The organism is Fictibacillus nanhaiensis (assembly GCF_019801215.1).
Lineage (GTDB): Bacteria > Bacillota > Bacilli > Bacillales > Fictibacillaceae > Fictibacillus > Fictibacillus nanhaiensis_C.
In genome coordinates this window covers 1,054,269-1,074,988 of sequence record NZ_JAHVJO010000001.1, presented here as the reverse complement: position 1 = coordinate 1,074,988, position 20,720 = coordinate 1,054,269, and the positions used below count along the sequence as shown (strand labels likewise).

The following is a 20,720-nucleotide window of genomic DNA, read 5'->3' as shown; positions in this document are numbered from 1 at the left end:
GCTTTGGCCCCTAAGTTGTGTTAAGATTTAGGGGCTTTGTGAGGTGTACAATATGGTAGCAGAACGCCAGCTCGTGGTGGACTTTCTTCAATATTTAATGATTGAAAAAAACAGTTCGCCATATACGATTGAACATTATGAAAAAGATATTTTAGACTTTACTTCTTTTTTGAAACAGCAAGCAATCGAAGGATTCGCTGCTGTTTCTTATGTTTTAGTCAGACATTATCTTGTTACGCTGCATGAAAAACAGTATGCGAGAAATACAGTCGCTAGAAAAATTTCGTCACTTCGCAGTTTTTATCGCTTCTTAAATCGAGAAAAAATCGTAGAACAAAATCCGTTTGCCATGGCTTCACTGCCTAAAAAAGCAAAGATGCTTCCTCAATTTCTTTACGAAAAAGAGTTGGAGAAGCTTTTTAACGTGTCTGATATTAACACGCCAATCGGACAAAGAAACCAAGCGATTCTCGAATTACTCTACGGAACGGGCATACGTGTGAGCGAATGCTGTAAGATGCAAGTGAAAGATCTGGATTTGTATGTGGAAGCTGCCTTAGTAAAAGGAAAAGGGAAAAAGGAAAGATACGTTCCTGTAGGATCTTTTGCAAAGGAAGCGCTAATAAGATATATAGAAGATGGACGTAAGCTTTTGCTTGAAAAAACTGAAAATAAAACAGATTCTTTATTTTTAAATTATAAAGGGGAACCTTTGTCCGCGAGAAGCGTAAGAGAAATATTGAATAAAATGATTGAGCAATCTTCGCTGACCATACATATTAGTCCTCACGTATTGCGCCATACCTTTGCGACTCATATGCTCAATGAAGGTGCAGACTTAAGAGCAGTTCAGGAATTGTTGGGACACGCTCATCTTTCCTCTACTCAAGTCTACACACACGTGACAAAAGATCATTTAAAAAAAATCTATAATAATACTCATCCGCGAGCATAAAAACAAAAAGGGAGGGATTTTTCAATGTCAACTTTTCATGCAACTACCATATTTGCCATCCAGCACAATGGGGAAGCGGCCATGACAGGAGATGGTCAGGTTACATTCGGTAATGCTGTCGTTATGAAGCATACTGCAAAAAAAGTAAGAAAGCTTTATGGAGGCAAAATTCTTGCAGGCTTTGCCGGTTCTGTCGCAGATGCATTTACTCTATATGAGAAATTCGAAGGCAAGCTAGAAGAGTATAGTGGGAACCTTCAAAGAGCGAGTGTTGAAATGGCCAAAGAATGGCGCACAGACCAGGTGTTACGAAAATTAGAAGCATTGCTTATTGTAATGAACAAAGAGCACATGTTATTGATTTCAGGAACAGGGGAAGTAATTGAACCTGATGACGGAATTTTAGCCATAGGCTCAGGTGGGAATTATGCGCTTGCAGCAGGGAGAGCATTGAAGAATAACGCTTCCCACCTTTCGGCAAAAGAAATTGCATTAGCTTCTTTGCAAACAGCAGGAGAAATTTGCGTGTACACGAATACAGAGATCGTGTTAGAAGAACTGTAATATTCTGTTAAAGGAGCGATTTAGAATGAACAGTCAATTAACTCCAAGGCAAATCGTTGAAAAGCTTGATCAATATATTATTGGTCAAAAAGATGCAAAAAAAGCAGTCGCTGTTGCTCTGCGAAATCGTTATAGAAGGAGCTTGCTCGACGATAAATTGCGTGATGAAGTATCGCCAAAGAATATTTTAATGATCGGTCCTACAGGTGTAGGAAAAACAGAAATAGCAAGAAGGCTCGCTAAACTGGCACAAGCTCCATTTATTAAAATTGAAGCTACTAAGTTCACTGAAGTAGGATATGTTGGCCGTGATGTAGACTCGATGGTGCGGGATCTAGTTGAAACATCCGTACGTCTTGTAAAAGAACTGAAGATCAACGAAGTAAAAGACAAAGCAGAAACGAATGCAAATAAAAGGCTAGTCGATCTTCTCGTCCCAAGCAAGAAGACAGAAACAAACTATAAAAATCCACTGGAAATGTTTTTTGGCGGAGGGAATCAAAACGATGACCAGCCTCCACAACAGGATGATACAGCAGATTTGAACCAAAAACGAAAACAAATGGCACACAAGCTAGCTCTTGGAGAAATGGAAGACCATCTTGTTACGGTTGAAGTAGAAGAACAAAATCCTTCAATGATGGATATGTTTCAAGGCTCTGGACTTGAGCAAGTTGGCATGAATATGCAAGATATGCTTGGCGGACTGATGCCGAAGAAAAAGAAAAAAAGAAAACTTATCGTTCGTGAAGCAAGAAAAGTATTAACTCAAGATGAAGCAGCAAAATTGATTGATATGGACGATGTGACGAGCGAAGCGGTTTACAAGACAGAGCAAACAGGTATTATTTTTTTAGATGAGATTGATAAGATCGCTGGCAAAAATCAAAACTCAGCTGATGTGAGCCGCGAGGGAGTTCAAAGGGACATTCTTCCGATCGTTGAAGGATCAACCGTGATGACAAAATACGGTTCTATAAAAACAGACCATATTTTATTTATTGCAGCTGGAGCATTTCATATGGCAAAACCATCTGACCTGATCCCGGAGCTTCAAGGAAGATTTCCGATCCGTGTAGAATTAAATAACTTGTCTGTAGATGATTTTACACGTATATTAATAGAGCCTGACAATGCGATTATTAAACAGTACAAAGCTCTATTAAGTACAGAAGGTATAAATGTTGAATTTTCTGACGATGCTATTGCTAAGATTGCAAGTATCGCTTATGAAGTAAATCAAGATACCGATAACATTGGTGCAAGGAGACTTCATACGATATTGGAGCGTTTATTAGAAGATTTGTCTTTTGAAGCGCCAGATATCAGTTTAGAACAGATTACGATTACACCCGAGTATGTAGAAGAAAAACTGGCTAACATCGCAAAAAATAAAGATTTAAGCCAATATATATTATAGGATGCACTAGGAGGAAGAAAGAAAATGAATTTATTGAACAAAGCAAGAAGCATTAACTCAATGCTACAACAAACTGGTGGCAAACAAGTAAACTTTAAAGAGATGGCTGAAACACTAAGCTCTGTAATCGGTGCTAATATATTCGTAGTGAGCCGCCGCGGTAAGCTGCTCGGATTAGCTTTAAAACAAGAGATTGAGAACGAGCGTATGAAAAAGATGATTACAGACCGTCAGTTCCCAACTGACTACACTAAAAATCTTTTCAACATTACAGAGTCTCTATCCAATATTGACATTGAGAGTGACTACACAGCTTTCCCTGTTGAAAACAAAGACTTATTCTCTACAGGATTAACTACAATCGTCCCTATCGTTGGAGGCGGAGAGAGATTAGGTACGCTCATTCTTTCAAGACTATCAACTTCTTTCGAAGAAGATGATCTTGTATTAGCTGAGTATGGTGCTACAGTAGTTGGAATGGAGATCCTTCGTGAGAAAGCGGAAGAGATCGAAGAAGAAGCTAGAAACAAAGCTGTTGTACAAATGGCGATCAGTTCATTGTCATACAGCGAACTTGAAGCAATCGAACACATCTTCGAAGAACTTGAAGGAAACGAAGGATTACTTGTAGCGAGTAAAATTGCAGATAGAGTAGGGATTACACGATCTGTAATCGTAAACGCACTTCGAAAATTAGAAAGTGCTGGTGTAATCGAGTCGCGTTCTCTTGGAATGAAAGGAACGTATATTAAGGTTTTAAACGACAAATTCTTGTTAGAACTTGAAAAACTAAAAACATCATAATGATGAAAAAATGAAAAGCCCATTCTTTTTACTAAGAATGGGCTTTTTTTTAGGTTTTAATCCATCAAAACATAGACAAAAAAGATGATTTTCAATGAGTAATAAAAAATTTGTCGATTCATTAGAAGCAATAAAAACACCAATTCAGCTTGGAAAAAGACAGGATATTATTACTATTAAAGTTTTTGGGTATATAGAACTAGTCGAAATATAGTGCTTTATATCGAAAAACGTCACTTTGGGAAAAAATACATAGACACTTTTTGGATATATCACTTAAAATATGATATAGCGGTAAGATTTAACATTAAATGAAACATCTATAGTAAAAAAGAGGGAAGTGATGGACTTGTTCTCTAGCCCTGTCATGAGAAACTTGGAAATGGCATTAGATGGGTCAGCACTAAAACAAAAAACCATTTCAAATAATTTGGCTAATGTGGACACTCCTGGATATAAAGCGAAAGAAACAGTTTTTAAACAGGAGTTCGATCGAAGTTTAAACGCAAATCAAACGGATAAGCGGCATGTTTCCTTCAGCACTCAGACTCCTTCTTCCTTTTATGTAAAAGAACAAGGAAATACAACGATGAATCACAATGGCAACAACGTAGATGTTGATAAGGAAATGGCAGAATTAGCGAAAAACCAATTGTATTATCAAACACTCGTGCAGCGAATAAACGGAAAATTCAGCTCGATTAAGATGGTTGTTAAAGGTGGGAGATAGGTATGGGAGTATTTGATGCTTTAAATGTATCTGCATCTGGACTAACTGCTCAAAGACTTAGAATGGATGTTGCTTCAGCAAACATGGCGAATGTGGATACAACAAGAGGTAGACTAGTAAACGGTGAATGGGAGCCGTATAAAAGAAAAATGGTTGTACTGGGTTCAGGGGAATCCAGTTTTAAAAGTATGTATAACAAAGCGGTTAATAAAGAAGAAAATGTAAACGGTGTTAGAGTGAATGGGATCATAGCAGATGATACACCGTTCAAATCGGTATATCAGCCAGATCATCCAGATGCAAACGAAGAGGGTTTTGTCCAGTTGCCTAATGTAGATCCACTAAAAGAGATGGTTGATTTAATGAGCGCGACAAGATCATATGAAGCAAATGTTACTGCATTAAACGCAGCAAAAGGGATGTACTTAAAAGCCCTAGAAATCGGCCGTTAGGAGTGGTGACTCATGGATAAAATTTCAATTGGAGCACTTCAAAGTTTAAACAGTATTACTCCAACGTCAAAAACTACACCATTTGAAGCTCAAGAAAGCTTTAAAAATTATCTTCAAGGTGCAATAGAGAATTTAAATGAGACTCAAACGCAGTCAAACCATGCTACACAGGCGTTAATGAATGGCAATATGGATGATCTTCACCAAGTCATGATTACAGCTGAAAAAGCAAGTGTTACATTGCAAACTACTCTTGAAATTCGCAATAAAGTAGTTGAAGCTTACCAGGAAATCATGAGAATGCAGGTTTAAGACCTATTATATAATTCGTAATGTGCGTTCTAATTTGGGGGTAGCTATAAAATTTTTTATTGCGTTTATCGGGGGAAAAAATGAACGAGAAAATGAAACAAGTCACTAAGCAAATAACAGAACGGTTTAAAGCCCGTTCAAATACACAAAAAGGAATAATACTCGGGGGTATTTTCCTTTTTATAGCAGGTTTTATTTTTCTGACCGTCATGATGTCCACCCCTAATCTAGTTCCTTTATATACGAATCTATCACCTCAAGAAGCAGGCCAGATTCAGGAGAATTTAAATAGTAAAGGAATCGCAAATGAGGTAGGGGACGCCGGAAAAACCATCCTTGTTCCAGAAGGTCAAGTGAATAATCTGCAAGTTCAGCTAGCTGCAGAAGGGCTGCCGAAAAGTGGAAATATTGATTTCTCTTATTTTGGAGAAAAATCAGGGTTTGGTATTACGGATAAAGAATTCGGTGTTCTTGAACGGGAAGCAACTCAAACGGAAATAGCCAATTTAATTAAAAGTATTAATGGGGTAGAAGATGCAAGTGTAATGATCACACTGCCAGAAAGCAGTGTTTGGGTGAACCAAGAAGAAGAAAAAGCATCTGCATCAGTTGTTCTTTCATTAGGTGATGGAGCGAGACTAAATGAGGATCAGGTAAAAGCACTTTATCACCTTGTATCCAAAAGCGTATCTAATCTCCCTATGGAAAATATCGTCATCACTGACCAATACTTTAATTATTACGATCTAAATCATTCTGGAAATGCTAATTCTTCTGCTTCAAAATACGAAGAACAGAGGAAGATTAAGCAAGATGTAGAGCGAGACTTACAGCGACGTGTTCAGCAGATGCTAGCAACGATCATGGGACAAGATAAAGTGGTAGCTACTGTAACGACTGATATCGATTTCACGGAAGAAAAGAGAGAAGAAACGATCGTCGAACCTGTTGATAAAGACAACATGAAAGGGATCGAGATTAGTGTTGAGAGAATTCGTGAAACGTTTACTGGTGAAGGAGCAGCGGCGGGCGGTGTAGGAGGAACAGGCGATCAAGAAGTGCCTACATATCCGGGAGCAGCTGGTGGTTCTAACGGAGATTATGAAAAAGTTGAAGAACGAATAAATAATGAAGTAAATAAGATTCGGAAAGAAATTGTTGAGAGTCCATACCAGATTAGAGATTTAGGTATTCAGGTTATGGTGGAGCCTCCAAACCCGAAAAAACCTGAATCATTGCCACAAGAAAGACTAGATGATATTGAACAAATCTTAAGTGCAATTGTAAGAACGAGTATATCTAAAGACGTGAACAACCAATTAACAGACGAGCAGATTCAAGAAAAGATATTTGTTTCTGCCCAACCCTTTAATGGAAAGCCAGACGCAAAGCCGGCATCTACAGGCATACCCATTTGGATTTACATAACCGGAGGGATTTTGCTTCTCATTATCATTCTACTAATCTTCTTACTTTCACGTAAAAAGAGAGTTGAAGAGGATAAGGGTACGATTGAAGAATACGAGATGGAAACACAACAGACGTATTACGTTCCTGATGTGAATAAAGAGCAAGGTTCTGAAGGTACAGTTCGTAAAGAACAACTTGAAAGAATGGCAAAAGAAAAACCGGAAGAGTTCGCAAAACTTGTTAGAACGTGGTTAACAGAGGAATAGGAGGTAGCGAAAGATGGCTAAAGGCGCAAAAGAGTTGTCAGGCAAAGAGAAAGCAGCAATCCTCGTTATCTCTTTAGGTCCTGATGTAGCGGCTCAAGTGTATAAGCATTTGAGTGAAGAAGAAATTGAAAGACTGACGCTGCAAATCTCTCAAGTTAGAAAAGTAGATTCAACATTAAAAGAAGAGATTATTACACAATTTCATCAATTAGCCCTTGCTCAAGATTATATTACGCAAGGTGGAATTGGTTACGCTAAAACGGTTTTGGAAAAAGCGATGGGCAAAGACGAAGCGATGCAGATCATTAACAGGCTAACGTCAACTCTGCAAGTTAGACCATTCGATTTTGCTCGAAAAGCAGAGCCGGGGCAAATCTTAAATTTTATTCAAAATGAACATCCGCAGACAATTGCACTCATATTAGCTTACTTAGATTCATCGCAAGCAGGTCAAATATTATCTGAGCTGCCAACTGAAATGCAGGCAGATATTGCAAAACGTATTGCTTTAATGGACAGAACGTCCCCTGAAGTAATCAGTGAAGTAGAACAGATCTTAGAACGAAAACTTTCAGCAACCGTAACACAAGATTTCACACAAGCTGGTGGTGTTGAAGCAGTTGTAGAAGTCCTTAATGGTGTTGATCGCAGTACAGAAAGAACGATTCTGGATGCACTGGAAATTCAAGACCCTGAATTGGCAGAAGAGATCAAAAAGAGAATGTTTGTGTTTGAAGACATTGTTACGCTGGATAACCGTGCCATTCAGCGCGTTATACGCGAAGTTCAAAACGAAGACTTGCTACTTTCATTACGAGCTTCTAGTGAAGAAGTGAAAGAAGTGATGTTTAACAATATGTCGCAGCGTATGGCAGAGAACTTTAAAGAAGAAATGGAATTCATGGGTCCTGTCCGCCTTCGTGATGTGGAAGAAGCTCAATCAAGAATCGTTGGGACAATCCGCAGACTTGAAGAAGCTGGAGAACTCGTTATCGCTAGAGGCGGAGGAGATGATGTGATTGTCTAAGGTAATTAAATCTTTTAACAATCAAAGCAATCATCGTGCCCCTGATCAAGATGTAGTAATCGGGATACAACCTCTTACCCTTTTTGCACAAATAAATGAGAGCATACCTGAAGAAGATGATGACACTACAATACATCGTCTAAAAAATGAAGCTTCCACTTTGTTAGAAGAAGCTAAAAAAGAAGCAGCTCAACTCAAAGCTGATGCTGAAATGTTTGTACAATCACAGCATGAAAAAATAAAAGCAGAAGAACAAGAGTGGCGCTTGAAGATGCAAGAAGAATTCGAGAGAACAAAACAAGAAGGTTTTGAAGCGGGGTTCCAATCTGGGGTTGAACAAGGTCATCAAAACTGGAAGAAACAACTAGATGAAGTAAAGAGTTTCATTGACAAAATGAAAGAAGATTATGATGAAGTCATAAATGAAGCAGAGCCACAAATAATTTTATTGGCGATTAAGGCTGCTGAGAAGATTATTGGAAGAACATTAGAAGATACTCCAGAAGTATGGGTATCAATCGTGAAACAACTTGTAAAAGAAGCTCGCGAGTTTGAAACGGTAAAATTATATGTTCCTACCCAATGGTTTGATCTAACCCTTCATCATCGTGAAGAGTTAAAAAATATGCTGCAATCAACGGCAACATTGTTTATTTATCCGGATGAATCATTAGAGGAAAATGGTGCTGTCATCGAATTCCCTTTTGGAAAAATCGATGCCACTCTCGATGTTCAGCTAAAAGAGATTAGAGAAAAGCTGATTGAGCAGATTGAGGTATTCAAGCATGAATGTTGATTACCTGATAGATTCCTTGCAGTCCATCGACTCATTTAAAAGATATGGAAAAGTAATCAGGGTAATCGGGTTGATGATTGAGTCAAAGGGGCCGAAGACATCCATTGGAGATGTTTGCTACATCCATACATCGAATGGAAAAAAACAAAAAATTAAAGCAGAAGTTGTTGGTTTCCAAGAAGAAAACGTGCTGCTCATGCCTTTTACTCATGTTAAAGATATTGCGGTCGGCAGTCTTGTAGAAGCGACTCACAGACCACTGGAAATTAAAGTAGGACAATCACTGATAGGAAAAGTATTAGATGGTATGGGCATTCCGCTTGATGGGTCTTCTCTTCCTCGGGGATTGTTTCGATATCCTACTGAAAATGAGCCCCCCAATCCAATGGAACGGCCAAGAATTCATGAGAGCATTCAATTGGGAATTCGCTCTATCGACAGTCTTTTGACTGTAGGAAAAGGACAGCGTTTAGGCATATTTGCTGGTAGCGGTGTTGGGAAGAGTACTTTGCTTGGTATGGTAGCGAGAAACTCAACAGCCGATCTTAATGTTATAGCACTCATTGGCGAGCGTGGCAGAGAGGTACTCGACTTTATAGAACGAGACCTTGGTGAAGAAGGGTTAAAGCGTTCAGTTGTAATCGTTGCAACCTCAGATCAGCCTGCATTAATGCGGATAAAGGGAGCCCAAACTGCAACCGCCATAGCAGAATATTTCAGGGATCAAGGAAAGAATGTCATGTTGATGATGGATTCTGTAACACGTGTCGCAATGGCGCAGCGAGAGATCGGACTTGCCGTAGGGGAACCTCCAACAACAAAAGGTTACACACCAAGCGTCTTCGCAGTCTTGCCAAAGCTTTTAGAACGGTCGGGTACAAACAAGAACGGTACGATCACTGCCTTTTATACAGTTCTCGTTGACGGAGACGACTTTAATGAACCGATATCAGATACAGTACGAGGAATTTTAGACGGGCACTTTATACTGGATCGAAGTCTAGCGAATAAAGGTCAGTTTCCGGCAGTGAATATTTTAAAAAGCATTAGCCGAGTAATGAATGATATTGTCCAAGTGGAACATCGTCAGGCCGCTGATAGATTTAGAGAACTTCTTTCCTCATATGTTGAAGCTGAAGACCTTATAAGCATTGGAGCATACAAAAGAGGATCGTCTAAAATCGTTGATGAAGCCATTCAGACATATCCTAGCATTCTGTCATTTTTAAAACAGCAAGTGGACGAAGATGTAAGTTTTGATGAAGCCGTACAGCGGCTTTTGATGGAATTTGGAAAGGATGATCTGTAATGTCGTTTCAATTCTCAATGGAAAAAGTTTTATCAGTTAAACAAAAAGAAAAAGAATCCATTGAACTTGAGCTAGGTGAAGCAGTTCAGGCATTTGAAAGTATTGCAGAAGAAATTTACAGCCTTTTAAAACGCAAAGAAGACGTAGAAAACCATTCAAACCAACAATTTCAGCAAAAAATAGTTGTAAATGATCTTCAGAATACACAACGCTTTTTATTATCCATGACAAACAAGATTAAAGAGTTACAGCCCCTTCTTCAACGGGCTAGAGAGAGAATGCAAATCATTCAACAAAAACTTCTTCAGCAAACGATTGAAGTGAAGAAGTTTGAAAAGCTGAAAGAGAAACAATTACACGTCTATAAAATGGAAGTGACTTCTTATGAGAACAAGCAAAATGATGAATTTTCTGTTTTGCGTTATGCGAAGTCGTGAAAACAGGTGAGCCGATGAAACAAAATGAAAAATCGAGTAAATTTGTATGGTTTCTCTTAGTAATCGTCGTTCCTGCAATTTTTGCTGTAACCGTCTTTGCTATTGTTCTTTCGTTTATGGGAGTAAACGTTCTTGAAGAAGCGAAGAATACTGGCAAAAAGATTCCGTTAATCAAGAATGCATTTGATGAAGATGAACTAGTTACAACGATTGTAAATAATGAAAATCTTGAAAAACAATATCAAGCAAAAATTGATGAGCAAGAAGATTACATAAAATTACTAACAGCCGATCTTCAAAAAAAGGAAAAAGAAGTGATTACTCTAAAAGGTGATATTGCTTTACTTGAAAAGCAAGTTGAAGATGCAGAAACAACAGTTAAGGAAGAAGAGAACGAACAATTAAAAAAGCTTTATGAGGCAATGAGTGCAAAAGATGCCGCTGCAGTCATGACAGAGATGAGCAATAACGAAGTTCTTGGAATATTAACTCTTTTACAATCAGAAACACAAGCCGCCATTCTTGCAAAACTTGATAGGAAACGTGCAGCCGAGCTTACCGTTTTAATGGCGAGTAATTCTCTTTAAAGGAGGTGAAGAATATGCAAGTCATGCTATCCCAATCATCAACTTCCATTCCGATGTCAAATGGCAGTAAACAACCAAGTACTGGAATGCTTTTTTCACAATTGCTCTCAACTTCTGAAACCCCACCTGCAGAAAGTTCTGATGGGTTAGGTGGAATCATTATGAACCTTTTGTCCGTTGGAGAAGAAATAGAGCACCTTTGGAATTTAGAATCGGTAAATGAAGAGGAAGTTCAGTCTTTATTAGATGGATTTCCAGCTGAACTGAGAGAAGAGATTGAGAGATTACTTCAGGAACGGATCGACGCCTCTGATGTTATGAATGGTGCACCAGAAATGAAGTTAGCAATCCTTTTACAAGTAATGGTACAAGATCAACAGCAAACGCTAACAGATTCGCAAAAGAAAGAGTTAACATCACTTTTAGAAAAGTGGTTTCCATCCGCAAATCTTGATCAAAAACATTCATTGCCAAAACAAATCGAGCAAATTTTTAATCAAGTCAAAAAGCTGATGAATGATCAAGCAACACAAGATAAAAATACGTTTCACAAGATCATGGAACAACTATCTGTCGTAAAGAAAGTACAGACCTATGCCGAACAAGCTTTTCAAAGGTATGTACCAACAAAGACTAGTGAACAGTTGACACCAGCTTCAAAAGAGTTTCAAACGTTTCAGAGTCCACTCTCACCTTTAGAACAATGGACGTTAAGAGTTCCCGCTTCTAGTGACGAAGGACAAAAACAGTTTACAAGAGAAATACAGCAGCTGATCACAAGAGGTAAATTGATTGTAAACGAAGCCGGTTTTGCCAAACTGCACATTAAACTCACTCCGGAGCACTTAGGAACGATTGAAATTCAGCTCGTTCAAAAACAGGGAGAGATCACTGCTAGAATAATAGCATCCAGTCAAGCTGCAAAAGAAGCGTTAGACGGCCAGCTGTCCCAATTAAAACAATCGTTTGCAGGACAAAATATCGAATTTGAAAAGCTTGAAGTATTTTTTCAAAAAGACGAGCAGTCTTTTGAATTTCATGATCAGGAAAATCAAAATCATGAAGACAGGAAACGGACTGAGGATGATGATTCAAGCGATGAGCTTGATTCTAACGGTATGTCATTTGAAGAGCAGCTCTCACAAATTGTTTTAAATGAAAAGGTGTGATGAAGCGTGACAAAAATATCAGAAGATTTAATGCTGTCGAACTATCAAGCAAAAACAAAACAAACAGGATCTAGCATGCTAGGGAAAGATGACTTTCTTAAGATTCTTATTACACAACTGCAAAATCAAGATCCAACTAATCCTATGCAAGACCGTGAATTTATTGCACAGATGGCCAGTTTTTCATCTCTAGAGCAAATGACAAACATGAATTCAACAATGCAGCAATTTCTTACCTTTCAGTCAGAATCCTCTCTTCTGCAGCAGAGTCAGATGATTGGTAAACAAGTAACCTATGAATCAGAGACTGTTGATGCGGAAGGTAAAAAGGTATTAGAACTTAAAGAAGCGACAGTGAAATCCGTATTGTTTGAAAAAGGTAATGTCTTACTAGAAATGACCGACGGATCAAAAATCAGCAGCTTTCAAGTGATTAAAATTACAGATTCAGAGAAGTAACAGGAGTTGATACTATGAGCGAACGTATACACGCTCATCAATTATACCAGCCTACTCTTTTGCCAAAACGGACCAACAAGACCGAGAGTAATCATGCGTTCAAGTCGCTTCTTAATAAAGAATTACAGTCCGCACTCACAATAAGCAAGCATGCACAAAAAAGACTGGACGACAGAAATATTAAAATTACGGACAGCAGCTGGAACAAGATTAGCGAAAAGGTAAAAGAAGCGGGAACTAAAGGCGTAAAGGATTCATTGGTCATCTTAAGAGATGTAACACTAGTCGTAAATGCGCCAAATCAAACCGTTATCACTGCTTTAGGTCGGAATGAAGCAGATTCTAAGATTTTTACAAATATTAACGGCGCCATAGTGATAGACGAATAACCGAGCTGGACCTTTACAGGAGGCTCACAAAACTGCCGAATGATAGACGCAGTCATTAAATCAAGTAAGGGAGATAAAAACAAATGTTACGTTCGATGTACTCAGGAATCAGTGGTATGAAAAACTTTCAGGTGAAGCTTGATGTAATTGGTAACAACATTGCAAACGTAAACACATACGGGTTCAAAAAAGGCCGTACAACATTTAAAGATTTAGTAAGTCAACAGATAGCTGGGGCAAGTGCGGCAGGTGGTGGACGTGGAGGAGTTAACCCTAAACAGGTAGGGTTAGGATCACAACTTGCAACAATCGATACTGTTCATACACAAGGAAGCTTACAGACAACAGGACGTCCATTGGATCTGGGGATTTCCGGGGATGGATTCTTTAGGTTAGGGACAGGAACAGTTGCAGGTGCAGGAACTGCTATCACACTTACAGAAACGACGTATTCAAGAGCTGGAAACTTTTATCTTGATCAAACAGGCTATGTGGTTAATGGAGACGGTAAGTTCTTGTTAGGTACAGGGAATTCAGTTTTAAAAATACCTACAGACGCAAAAAGTTTTAGTGTTGGTTCTGACGGTACTCTTAATTATATTGATAATGCAGGAGTATTACAGCCTGCGGGTCAAGTGCAGCTTGCTAAGTTTGCGAACAATGAAGGTTTAGAAAAATCAGGCAGCAATGAATATCGTCAAAGTACAAACTCAGGAGCCCCGACTGGAGCATTGCCTGGTGCAGGCGGAGCTGGAACTCTAGTAGCAGGTGCACTAGAAATGTCCAACGTCGATTTATCTGAAGAGTTTACGGAAATGATCGTAGCTCAGCGTGGCTTCCAAGCGAATACAAGAATAATCACAACATCTGATGAGATCCTTCAAGAATTGGTGAACTTAAAACGTTAACGTGAAGGGAGGGAGGGTTAAGCAAGCAGATGCTTAGCCCTATATTCATATGATTTCCGTAACGCAATTAAATGGCCATACGTTTACACTGAATGCAATCTATATTGAACAAGTTCAATCCTTTCCTGATACGACGATTACATTGACGACAGGCAAAAAGTTTGTGGTTAAAGAAAGCGAAGAAAGGGTTGCACAAAAAGTGTCCGATTTTTATCGAAATATTACTTTACTGCCATTTGACAGTAATAAAAGGGAGGGTTTGTAGTTGGGTAAAAATAAAGCTGTTACGATCATGGTTTCCATGCTTTTGGCTATAGGCCTGATGGGTGCTGCCGGATACTTTGGTTTTAAACATTTTTCACCTAAAACTGAAGCTGCTGAACCTACTGCAGAAGAACTTGAAGAGTTAATGGTCGAAACAGATGAAATCACGACAAATTTAGCGGATCAGTCTTATGTAAAAATCAAGTTTAAGATTCAGGCTGATAGCAAAGATGCTAAGCATGAGCTGGAAAAAAGGCTATTTCAAGTAAACAATCTGATTATCTATGAAATTTCGAACATGAAAACGGCCGATCTTTCAGGACAAAAAGGATTGATTAACCTGGAGAGCACATTGCAAAAGCACATCACAAAGGTCATGCAAGATGGAAAAGTAATAAGAGTCTACACAACCCAAAAGATCGTTCAATAAAACCATATAACCGCATGAAAAGAGGTGAGACTCTTGGTAGATGTTTTATCACAAAACGAAATTGATGCACTTCTCTCAGCCCTCTCAACTGGTGAGATGGATGCAGAAGAGTTGAAGAAAGAAGAGTCAGAGAAAAAAGTAAAAGTTTACGATTTTAAGAGAGCACTTCGTTTTTCAAAAGAACAAATACGCAGTTTAACCCGGCTGCATGAAAATTTCGCCAGACTTTTAACAACTTATTTTTCAGCTCAGTTAAGAACCTATGTACAGATTGGAGTGGCTTCTGTTGACCAGCTGCCATACGAAGAATTCATTCGATCTGTCCCTAAAATGACACTCTTAAACGTATTTGAAGCTCAACCGTTTGAAGGACGCATCCTAATGGAAGTGAATCCGAACATCGCATATGCCATGCTCGACAGGGTAATGGGCGGCAGTGGTGCAGGCATGAATAAAATCGAGAACTTAACAGAAATTGAAACGAAAATCATGAGCCAGCTGTTTGAAAATACACTGGAAAGTTTTAAAGAAGCGTGGACAAGTGTTATCGAGTTAGATCCATTTATGGTGGACCTAGAAGTAAATCCACAGTTTTTACAAATGGTATCACCGAATGAAACGGTTGTAGTTATCTCGTTAAACACAACCATTGGGGAAACGAGCGGAATGATTAATATCTGTTTGCCTCACGTTGTGATTGAACCGATTATTCCTAAGCTTTCTGTCCATCATTGGATGCAGAACAAAAAGAAGACGCGGATTCCAGGTGAGACTGAATTTATTCAGCATAAATTAAAGAATGCCTTTCTGCCCTTTAAAGTGGAACTAGGATCTTCAGAGATGTCTATTGAAGAATTCCTTCATCTTTCCATAGGTGATTGTATTGAACTAGACCAGGGAATTAATCAGCCTCTTGTCATTAAAGTAGAAAACAATCCGAAATTTCATGGGCAGCCTGGAAAAGTAAAAAAGAAATTAGCTGTACAAATAATAGAAACCATTAAGGAGGATGAGGATCAATGGTAAGTGGTGATATGCTTTCACAAGATGAAATTGATGCTTTGCTAAACGGTGGAAGTCCTTCCTCGTCCGGAACGACATCAACCGAAGACTATTTATCTTCCATCGAACAAGATGCTTTAGGTGAGATTGGGAATATTTCTTTCGGAAGTGCTGCCACTGCTCTCTCTACACTTTTGAATCAAAAGGTAGAGATCACAACCCCTACTGTTGATGTTGTAAAGAGAACGGAATTAAAAGATGAATTTCCACTTCCACATGTTGCCGTTCAAGTTACATACACAGAAGGAATCGAAGGAGCTAACCTTTTAGTCATTAAGAAGTCAGATGCGCAAATAATAGCTGATCTTATGTTAGGCGGAGAAGGTACAAATCCTTCACCTGACTTTGGAGAACTGCAATTAAGCGCTGTTGGTGAAGCGATGAACCAGATGATGGGATCTGCATCTACTTCAATGTCTACTATCTTTAACAAAAAAGTTGATATTTCGCCACCTAAGATCGACTTCTTAGATGTTGAATCGGATACTGATCTGATACCTCAAGAAGAAATTTTAGTAAAGGTTTCATTCCGGTTAAAGGTTGGAGACTTAATTGACTCGAACATTATGCAATTGATTGATGCTGAGTTTTCGAAAAATTTAGTACAAAAACTAATGAATCCCGACCCTGTTGTAGAACAAGAACCAGTAGCAGATTACAAGCCTCAAGAACAAAAAGAGCAGGTACAGCCTGTCATGCACCATTATGAAGAACCACCAGCACAGAGGGATTCAAGGCCAGCCTCAGCACCAAGTTATCAGCCGCAAATGAGAGACGTATCTGTGCAGCCAGCAAGTTTTTCGGATTTTAGTGACTTCGGTTCAAGTCAAGTAGAATCAAAAAATTTGGATATGCTCTTGGATATTCCGCTTCAAGTAACGGTGGAATTAGGTCGAACGAAAAAAACGATAAAAGATATTTTAGAAATGACAGCCGGTTCTATAGTTGAACTTGATAAATTAGCTGGTGAACCAGTCGATATCTTTGTTAATCATAAGATGATTGCAAAAGGTGAAGTGGTCGTCATTGATGAAAATTTTGGTGTTCGTGTAACAGAGATATTAAGTCAGCGTGATCGTTTAGAAAAACTGAAATAATTAACGGAGGTTAGTGTTATGGGAGAGCGTATTTTAGTAGTAGATGATGCAGCATTTATGAGAATGATGATTAAAGATATCTTAGTGAAAAATGGATTTGATGTGGTTGGTGAAGCAGCTGATGGTGCACAAGCTATTGAAAAATTTGGAGAATTAAAACCAGATCTTGTAACGATGGATATTACAATGCCAGAGATGGACGGCATTACTGCACTAAAAGAAATAAAAAAATCACATCCTGAAGCAAAAATTATTATGTGCTCGGCAATGGGACAGCAGGCAATGGTTATTGATGCAATTCAAGCGGGTGCGAAGGATTTCATCGTAAAGCCATTCGCAGCTGACCGTGTAATTGAAGCAATAAAGAAAACATTGGGATAAGAGAGTGTCCATATCAATGTTCAAATGGTTTATCGGTTTGATTACAGCAGTATGTCTTTCGTTTGTACCTGTCACAGTACAAGCGGAAGGCAACAGTCAAGGGAAAAGCGTCTACGATACGATAAATAACTCAAAAAGTGACGACAAAGAGAAAAAACAAAACACGGAGCTAAAAACCGCGCCTGATGAAGGCGGCACTTTCTTTATGCTAGTAAAGCTCATTTTCATGCTTGGGATTGTACTTGCAATTTTGTTTTTCGTTTTACGTTTCATACAAAAAAAATCAGTAAGCTTTCAGGACGGCAAAAACCTTCAGTCATTAGGTGGAATAGGTGTCGGTCAGAACCGTTCTGTACAGTTGATTAAAACGGGAAATACAGTGTTAGTTTTAGGGGTTGGAGACACTGTAACACTTTTAAAGGAAATAACCGATGAAGCTGAAGTGGATGCGATGCTCGAACAGCGTCCTGCGCAAAGTGTAGGCACTGTTACAAGCCAGCTCAAGTCCAGATTGCTGAACCGAAACGAAACAGAAACAAGATCAAAAGATAATGTTGATCCAAAAACCAATTTTAAGAACATGTTACATTCAATCTTGAATGACAAAAAAGAGCAGCGTAAGGAAATTGAAAAGGCGTTTGAGAAAGGTAAACATCATGAGTGAATTTATCCCTGGTCTGGATCTAGATTTTATTAATAATAGTGACCCGGCAAACATGGAAACGACAATTCAGCTTTTGCTTCTGTTAACAGTCTTGTCGCTCGCGCCCAGCATTCTTATCCTTATGACCTGTTTTACGCGGATCATTATTGTTCTTTCGTTTGTTAGAACTTCTCTGGCCACTCAGCAGATGCCGCCAAATCAGGTTTTAATCGGGATTGCCTTATTTCTAACATTTTTTATCATGGCACCAGTTATGCAGGAAGTAAACAAAGAAGCCATTCAGCCTCTTGTAAAAGGTGAAATCTCACAAAATGAAGCATATGAAAAGGGTAGTATCCCAATAAAAGAATTTATGGCAAAACATACAAGACAAAAGGACTTGATGCTTTTTTTAGAATATTCAGGGGCAAAGAAGCCTGAGAGTATTCAAGATATTCCTTTAACAACTCTTGTACCTGCGTTCGCCATCAGTGAACTGAAGACTGCCTTTCAAATGGGTTTTATGATTTTTGTTCCTTTTCTCATTATCGACATGGTCGTTGCCAGTGTTTTAATGGCAATGGGGATGATGATGCTTCCACCTGTTATGATTTCACTGCCATTTAAAATCTTATTATTCGTGTTAGTTGATGGCTGGCATTTAATTGTTAAGTCATTGTTATTAAGCTATTAAAACGGGCAGGTGGAAACATGGATTCTCAATTTGTCGTATCTCTTGCGGAAAAAGGGGTATATATTACTCTTTTATTATGCGGTCCGCTCCTTGCCTTAGCGTTAGTTGTCGGTTTAATTGTCAGTATCTTTCAAGCAACAACTCAGATTCAGGAGCAGACTCTTGCATTTATACCTAAAATCGTAGCTGTTTTGGTAGGGCTTGTATTTTTTGGACCGTGGATGTTATCGCAAATATTAGCCTTTACTTCAAATATCTTTCAAAATCTTCATCATTATGTAGGGTTATAACATGATAGATTTACTTTCTTTCCCGGCATTTTTATTAATACTAACTAGAGTATCGGCATTTCTTCTAACAATTCCTGTCTTTTCTAATAAAAATCTGCCGGTCTTTCATAAGATAGGACTTTCTTTATTCTTATCATGGATCATGTTATATGCGGTAAATCCGGACCCTATTGGCATAGATGGAGGTTTCATACTGCTTGCTATCAAGGAAGCAATGATAGGGCTCTCCATTGGTTTTATTGCGGCGATTGTTTTCTACGCTCTCCAAGTCGCAGGGGGATTTATCGACTTACAGATGGGTTTTGCTATCGCAAATGTTTTTGATCCTCAGACTGGCATTCAAACACCATTGATGGGGAGATATCTTTATACGTTTGCTATGCTTTTTTTGCTCGCAACAGATGGACATCATATGCTGTTGGATGGCATCTTTTACAGTTATCAATTTCTGCCGATTGATTCAGCAATTGCCAATTTCGGAAACGGAAGTTTGACGAGATTCGTTCTAAGTGTTTTTTCTGGAATGTTCCTTGTTGCTCTGCAGATGGCCATTCCTATTGTAGGAACCTTGTTTTTAACGGACCTTGCCCTAGGAATCGTTGCAAGGACGGTTCCACAAATGAATATTTTTGTAATCGGTCTTCCTATAAAGATACTCGTAGCACTCGTTTTATTTTTAGTTGTGCTGCCTGCTTTCTTTGTATCGATCCAAATGCTGATCGAACAGATGCGTGAGAGCATGATCAGTTTAATGGAATTGTTAGGGGCTGCTTAAATTGATGAGATACAAAATGAACTTACAATATTTCTCACAAGAAAAAACAGAAAAAGCTACTCCTAAAAAGAGACAAGAAAGCCGGAAAAAGGGGCAGGTCGCAAAAAGTGCTGATATAAACGCTGCACTCGTATTGTTTTTCTCTGTCATGTTACTTGCGTTTATGGGTGGTTGGATGGGTGAACGTTTGCTTCATCTTTTCACACACAGTCTCGATAAAAAACTTCTCTACGATGTGTCAGAAACGAGCATTCCGAAATTATTTTGGGAGCTTTCCATGGAAGTAGCCATTATTTTAGCCCCTATTATGATCGCTGCAATGACTGCTGGTGTCATAGGCAACTATATGCAAGTTGGTTTCTTGTTATCAACAGAAGCTGTTCAGATGAAACTTGAACGCATCAATCCTTTATCAGGTTTTAAACGAATCTACTCCGTAAGGGCACTTGTGGAGCTGTCCAAATCATTATTGAAAATTCTGTTCATTGGCGGTGTAACTTTCTTTATCCTATGGATGGAGCGTGACGTTTACTTAAGAATGTCTTTAGTAAGTATTGAAGCATCTCTTCCGGTGTTTGGAGGACTTGCCGTTAAGATGGGTTTTTTTGCTTCACTCGTTTTACTGTTTCTTGCGTTTCTCGATTATATGTATCAAAAATATGATTTTGAAAAAAACATCCGGATGTCTAAACAAGATATAAAAGATGAATATAAAAAGTCCGAAGGTGACCCGAAAATCAAAGGGAAGATTAAAGAAAAACAAAGGCAGATGGCCATGAGACGAATGATGCAAGAAGTGCCGAAAGCTGATGTGATTATCACAAACCCGACCCACTTCGCTATTGCACTAAAATATGATGATGGCGGCATGGATGCACCTGTCGTTGTAGCAAAAGGCGTCGATTTAATTGCTCAAAAGATCAAAGAAATCGCAAAAGAACATAATGTTGTCACGGTTGAAAATAAACCGTTAGCTCGAACTTTGTACGCAAAGGTCGACATTGGCGGTGTGATTCCAGAAGATCTTTTTAAAGCAGTTGCTGAAATTTTGGCCTTTGTTTATCGGGTTAAGAAAAAAGTGTAAGGCTGA

At 38.7% G+C, this 20,720-nt stretch carries 27 protein-coding genes; all 27 read left to right on the top strand.

The genetic code is table 11. From position 1 onward, the window contains the following. Positions 1-52 precede the first annotated feature (52 nt). Positions 53-955, top strand: coding sequence for a tyrosine recombinase XerC (xerC, locus tag KUV80_RS05545; RefSeq protein ID WP_222461664.1), 903 nt, complete (start codon positions 53-55; stop codon positions 953-955). A gap of 24 nt (positions 956-979) precedes the next feature. Further along, positions 980-1,519, top strand: coding sequence for an ATP-dependent protease subunit HslV (gene hslV / locus KUV80_RS05540; protein WP_222461663.1), 540 nt, complete (start codon positions 980-982; stop codon positions 1,517-1,519). 25 nt (positions 1,520-1,544) lie between these two features. Continuing rightward, complete coding sequence (gene hslU / locus KUV80_RS05535; RefSeq protein WP_222461662.1) at positions 1,545-2,939, top strand: HslU--HslV peptidase ATPase subunit; 1,395 nt, start codon at positions 1,545-1,547, stop codon at positions 2,937-2,939. A gap of 24 nt (positions 2,940-2,963) precedes the next feature. Further along, entirely contained in the window at positions 2,964-3,743 is a 780-nt protein-coding gene (gene codY, locus KUV80_RS05530; protein ID WP_222461661.1) for a GTP-sensing pleiotropic transcriptional regulator CodY, read from the top strand. Positions 3,744-4,086: 343 nt separating this feature from the next. Next, positions 4,087-4,473, top strand: a complete 387-nt coding sequence (gene flgB, locus KUV80_RS05525) for a flagellar basal body rod protein FlgB (protein WP_222461660.1) — start codon at positions 4,087-4,089, stop codon at positions 4,471-4,473. 2 nt (positions 4,474-4,475) lie between these two features. Next, a complete protein-coding gene (gene flgC, locus KUV80_RS05520) occupies positions 4,476-4,925 on the top strand; it encodes a flagellar basal body rod protein FlgC (protein WP_222461659.1) in 450 nt (149 codons plus the stop codon). A 12-nt stretch (positions 4,926-4,937) separates the two neighbouring features. Continuing rightward, a complete protein-coding gene (gene fliE / locus KUV80_RS05515) occupies positions 4,938-5,237 on the top strand; it encodes a flagellar hook-basal body complex protein FliE (protein WP_222461658.1) in 300 nt (99 codons plus the stop codon). 80 nt (positions 5,238-5,317) lie between these two features. Next, positions 5,318-6,913, top strand: a complete 1,596-nt coding sequence (fliF, locus tag KUV80_RS05510; RefSeq protein ID WP_222461657.1) for a flagellar basal-body MS-ring/collar protein FliF — start codon at positions 5,318-5,320, stop codon at positions 6,911-6,913. 13 nt (positions 6,914-6,926) lie between these two features. Further along, positions 6,927-7,940: a flagellar motor switch protein FliG gene (fliG, locus tag KUV80_RS05505; protein WP_222461656.1), complete on the top strand. Its 1,014-nt coding sequence runs from the start codon at positions 6,927-6,929 to the stop codon at positions 7,938-7,940. Then, entirely contained in the window at positions 7,933-8,736 is an 804-nt protein-coding gene (gene fliH, locus KUV80_RS05500) for a flagellar assembly protein FliH (RefSeq protein WP_222461655.1), read from the top strand. Before fliG ends, fliH begins: the two co-directional genes overlap by 8 nt. Continuing rightward, a complete protein-coding gene (gene fliI / locus KUV80_RS05495; protein ID WP_222461654.1) occupies positions 8,726-10,045 on the top strand; it encodes a flagellar protein export ATPase FliI in 1,320 nt (439 codons plus the stop codon). The genes fliH and fliI overlap by 11 nt, the downstream gene beginning before the upstream one ends. Then, positions 10,045-10,482 carry a flagellar export protein FliJ gene (gene fliJ, locus KUV80_RS05490; protein ID WP_222461653.1) on the top strand — a complete coding sequence of 146 codons (438 nt, stop codon included), beginning with the start codon at positions 10,045-10,047 and terminating at the stop codon, positions 10,480-10,482. Before fliI ends, fliJ begins: the two co-directional genes overlap by 1 nt. A 14-nt stretch (positions 10,483-10,496) precedes the next feature. Continuing rightward, complete coding sequence (locus tag KUV80_RS05485; RefSeq protein ID WP_222461652.1) at positions 10,497-11,069, top strand: MotE family protein; 573 nt, start codon at positions 10,497-10,499, stop codon at positions 11,067-11,069. A 14-nt stretch (positions 11,070-11,083) separates the two neighbouring features. Further along, on the top strand, positions 11,084-12,238 hold the full coding sequence (locus tag KUV80_RS05480; protein WP_222461651.1) for a flagellar hook-length control protein FliK: 1,155 nt from the start codon (positions 11,084-11,086) through the stop codon (positions 12,236-12,238). 6 nt (positions 12,239-12,244) lie between these two features. Further along, positions 12,245-12,697 (top strand): flagellar hook assembly protein FlgD, encoded by a 453-nt coding sequence (flgD, locus tag KUV80_RS05475; protein WP_338083467.1) that lies wholly within the window; start codon positions 12,245-12,247, stop codon positions 12,695-12,697. A 14-nt stretch (positions 12,698-12,711) separates the two neighbouring features. Beyond that, on the top strand, positions 12,712-13,086 hold the full coding sequence (locus KUV80_RS05470; protein ID WP_222461650.1) for a TIGR02530 family flagellar biosynthesis protein: 375 nt from the start codon (positions 12,712-12,714) through the stop codon (positions 13,084-13,086). A gap of 83 nt (positions 13,087-13,169) precedes the next feature. Continuing rightward, positions 13,170-13,994: a flagellar basal body rod protein FlgG gene (flgG, locus tag KUV80_RS05465; RefSeq protein WP_222461649.1), complete on the top strand. Its 825-nt coding sequence runs from the start codon at positions 13,170-13,172 to the stop codon at positions 13,992-13,994. 49 nt (positions 13,995-14,043) lie between these two features. Continuing rightward, the gene (locus KUV80_RS05460) at positions 14,044-14,259 is read left to right on the top strand and encodes a flagellar FlbD family protein (protein ID WP_222461648.1); all 216 of its coding nucleotides are present in this window, start codon (positions 14,044-14,046) and stop codon (positions 14,257-14,259) included. Beyond that, positions 14,260-14,688, top strand: a complete 429-nt coding sequence (gene fliL, locus KUV80_RS05455) for a flagellar basal body-associated protein FliL (protein WP_222461647.1) — start codon at positions 14,260-14,262, stop codon at positions 14,686-14,688. It begins immediately after the preceding gene. A 33-nt stretch (positions 14,689-14,721) separates the two neighbouring features. Next, positions 14,722-15,714, top strand: a complete 993-nt coding sequence (fliM, locus tag KUV80_RS05450; protein WP_222461646.1) for a flagellar motor switch protein FliM — start codon at positions 14,722-14,724, stop codon at positions 15,712-15,714. Then, positions 15,708-16,847: a flagellar motor switch phosphatase FliY gene (gene fliY / locus KUV80_RS05445; protein WP_222461645.1), complete on the top strand. Its 1,140-nt coding sequence runs from the start codon at positions 15,708-15,710 to the stop codon at positions 16,845-16,847. The genes fliM and fliY overlap by 7 nt, the downstream gene beginning before the upstream one ends. 18 nt (positions 16,848-16,865) lie before the next feature. Next, entirely contained in the window at positions 16,866-17,228 is a 363-nt protein-coding gene (locus tag KUV80_RS05440; protein WP_222461644.1) for a response regulator, read from the top strand. A gap of 16 nt (positions 17,229-17,244) precedes the next feature. Then, positions 17,245-17,892 carry a flagellar biosynthetic protein FliO gene (locus KUV80_RS05435; protein ID WP_222461643.1) on the top strand — a complete coding sequence of 216 codons (648 nt, stop codon included), beginning with the start codon at positions 17,245-17,247 and terminating at the stop codon, positions 17,890-17,892. Then, entirely contained in the window at positions 17,885-18,565 is a 681-nt protein-coding gene (gene fliP / locus KUV80_RS05430) for a flagellar type III secretion system pore protein FliP (RefSeq protein WP_222461642.1), read from the top strand. The genes KUV80_RS05435 and fliP overlap by 8 nt, the downstream gene beginning before the upstream one ends. A gap of 17 nt (positions 18,566-18,582) precedes the next feature. After that, a complete protein-coding gene (gene fliQ / locus KUV80_RS05425) occupies positions 18,583-18,855 on the top strand; it encodes a flagellar biosynthesis protein FliQ (protein WP_222461641.1) in 273 nt (90 codons plus the stop codon). 1 nt (position 18,856) lies between these two features. Continuing rightward, positions 18,857-19,630 carry a flagellar biosynthetic protein FliR gene (gene fliR / locus KUV80_RS05420; protein WP_222461640.1) on the top strand — a complete coding sequence of 258 codons (774 nt, stop codon included), beginning with the start codon at positions 18,857-18,859 and terminating at the stop codon, positions 19,628-19,630. Between the two features lie 4 nt (positions 19,631-19,634). Further along, on the top strand, positions 19,635-20,714 hold the full coding sequence (flhB, locus tag KUV80_RS05415) for a flagellar biosynthesis protein FlhB (protein ID WP_222462263.1): 1,080 nt from the start codon (positions 19,635-19,637) through the stop codon (positions 20,712-20,714). Positions 20,715-20,720 lie beyond the last annotated feature (6 nt).

Excerpts from the sequence above, each read along its gene's own strand:
- fliF (WP_222461657.1), top strand. The coding sequence starts at position 5,318 with ATGAACGAGAAAATGAAACAAGTCACTAAGCAAATAACAGAACGGTTT.
- KUV80_RS05480 (WP_222461651.1), top strand. The coding sequence starts at position 11,084 with ATGCAAGTCATGCTATCCCAATCATCAACTTCCATTCCGATGTCAAAT.
- flgC (WP_222461659.1), top strand. The coding sequence starts at position 4,476 with ATGGGAGTATTTGATGCTTTAAATGTATCTGCATCTGGACTAACTGCT.
- KUV80_RS05435 (WP_222461643.1), top strand. The coding sequence starts at position 17,245 with ATGTTCAAATGGTTTATCGGTTTGATTACAGCAGTATGTCTTTCGTTT.
- flgG (WP_222461649.1), top strand. The coding sequence starts at position 13,170 with ATGTTACGTTCGATGTACTCAGGAATCAGTGGTATGAAAAACTTTCAG.
- fliP (WP_222461642.1), top strand. The coding sequence starts at position 17,885 with ATGAGTGAATTTATCCCTGGTCTGGATCTAGATTTTATTAATAATAGT.
- fliY (WP_222461645.1), top strand. The coding sequence starts at position 15,708 with ATGGTAAGTGGTGATATGCTTTCACAAGATGAAATTGATGCTTTGCTA.
- flhB (WP_222462263.1), top strand. The coding sequence starts at position 19,635 with ATGAGATACAAAATGAACTTACAATATTTCTCACAAGAAAAAACAGAA.
- xerC (WP_222461664.1), top strand. The coding sequence starts at position 53 with ATGGTAGCAGAACGCCAGCTCGTGGTGGACTTTCTTCAATATTTAATG.
- hslV (WP_222461663.1), top strand. The coding sequence starts at position 980 with ATGTCAACTTTTCATGCAACTACCATATTTGCCATCCAGCACAATGGG.
- fliI (WP_222461654.1), top strand. The coding sequence starts at position 8,726 with ATGAATGTTGATTACCTGATAGATTCCTTGCAGTCCATCGACTCATTT.
- KUV80_RS05485 (WP_222461652.1), top strand. The coding sequence starts at position 10,497 with ATGAAACAAAATGAAAAATCGAGTAAATTTGTATGGTTTCTCTTAGTA.
- KUV80_RS05470 (WP_222461650.1), top strand. The coding sequence starts at position 12,712 with ATGAGCGAACGTATACACGCTCATCAATTATACCAGCCTACTCTTTTG.
- fliE (WP_222461658.1), top strand. The coding sequence starts at position 4,938 with ATGGATAAAATTTCAATTGGAGCACTTCAAAGTTTAAACAGTATTACT.
- fliR (WP_222461640.1), top strand. The coding sequence starts at position 18,857 with ATGATAGATTTACTTTCTTTCCCGGCATTTTTATTAATACTAACTAGA.
- fliQ (WP_222461641.1), top strand. The coding sequence starts at position 18,583 with ATGGATTCTCAATTTGTCGTATCTCTTGCGGAAAAAGGGGTATATATT.
- fliG (WP_222461656.1), top strand. The coding sequence starts at position 6,927 with ATGGCTAAAGGCGCAAAAGAGTTGTCAGGCAAAGAGAAAGCAGCAATC.
- KUV80_RS05460 (WP_222461648.1), top strand. The coding sequence starts at position 14,044 with ATGATTTCCGTAACGCAATTAAATGGCCATACGTTTACACTGAATGCA.
- fliJ (WP_222461653.1), top strand. The coding sequence starts at position 10,045 with ATGTCGTTTCAATTCTCAATGGAAAAAGTTTTATCAGTTAAACAAAAA.
- codY (WP_222461661.1), top strand. The coding sequence starts at position 2,964 with ATGAATTTATTGAACAAAGCAAGAAGCATTAACTCAATGCTACAACAA.
- hslU (WP_222461662.1), top strand. The coding sequence starts at position 1,545 with ATGAACAGTCAATTAACTCCAAGGCAAATCGTTGAAAAGCTTGATCAA.
- flgB (WP_222461660.1), top strand. The coding sequence starts at position 4,087 with ATGGACTTGTTCTCTAGCCCTGTCATGAGAAACTTGGAAATGGCATTA.
- KUV80_RS05440 (WP_222461644.1), top strand. The coding sequence starts at position 16,866 with ATGGGAGAGCGTATTTTAGTAGTAGATGATGCAGCATTTATGAGAATG.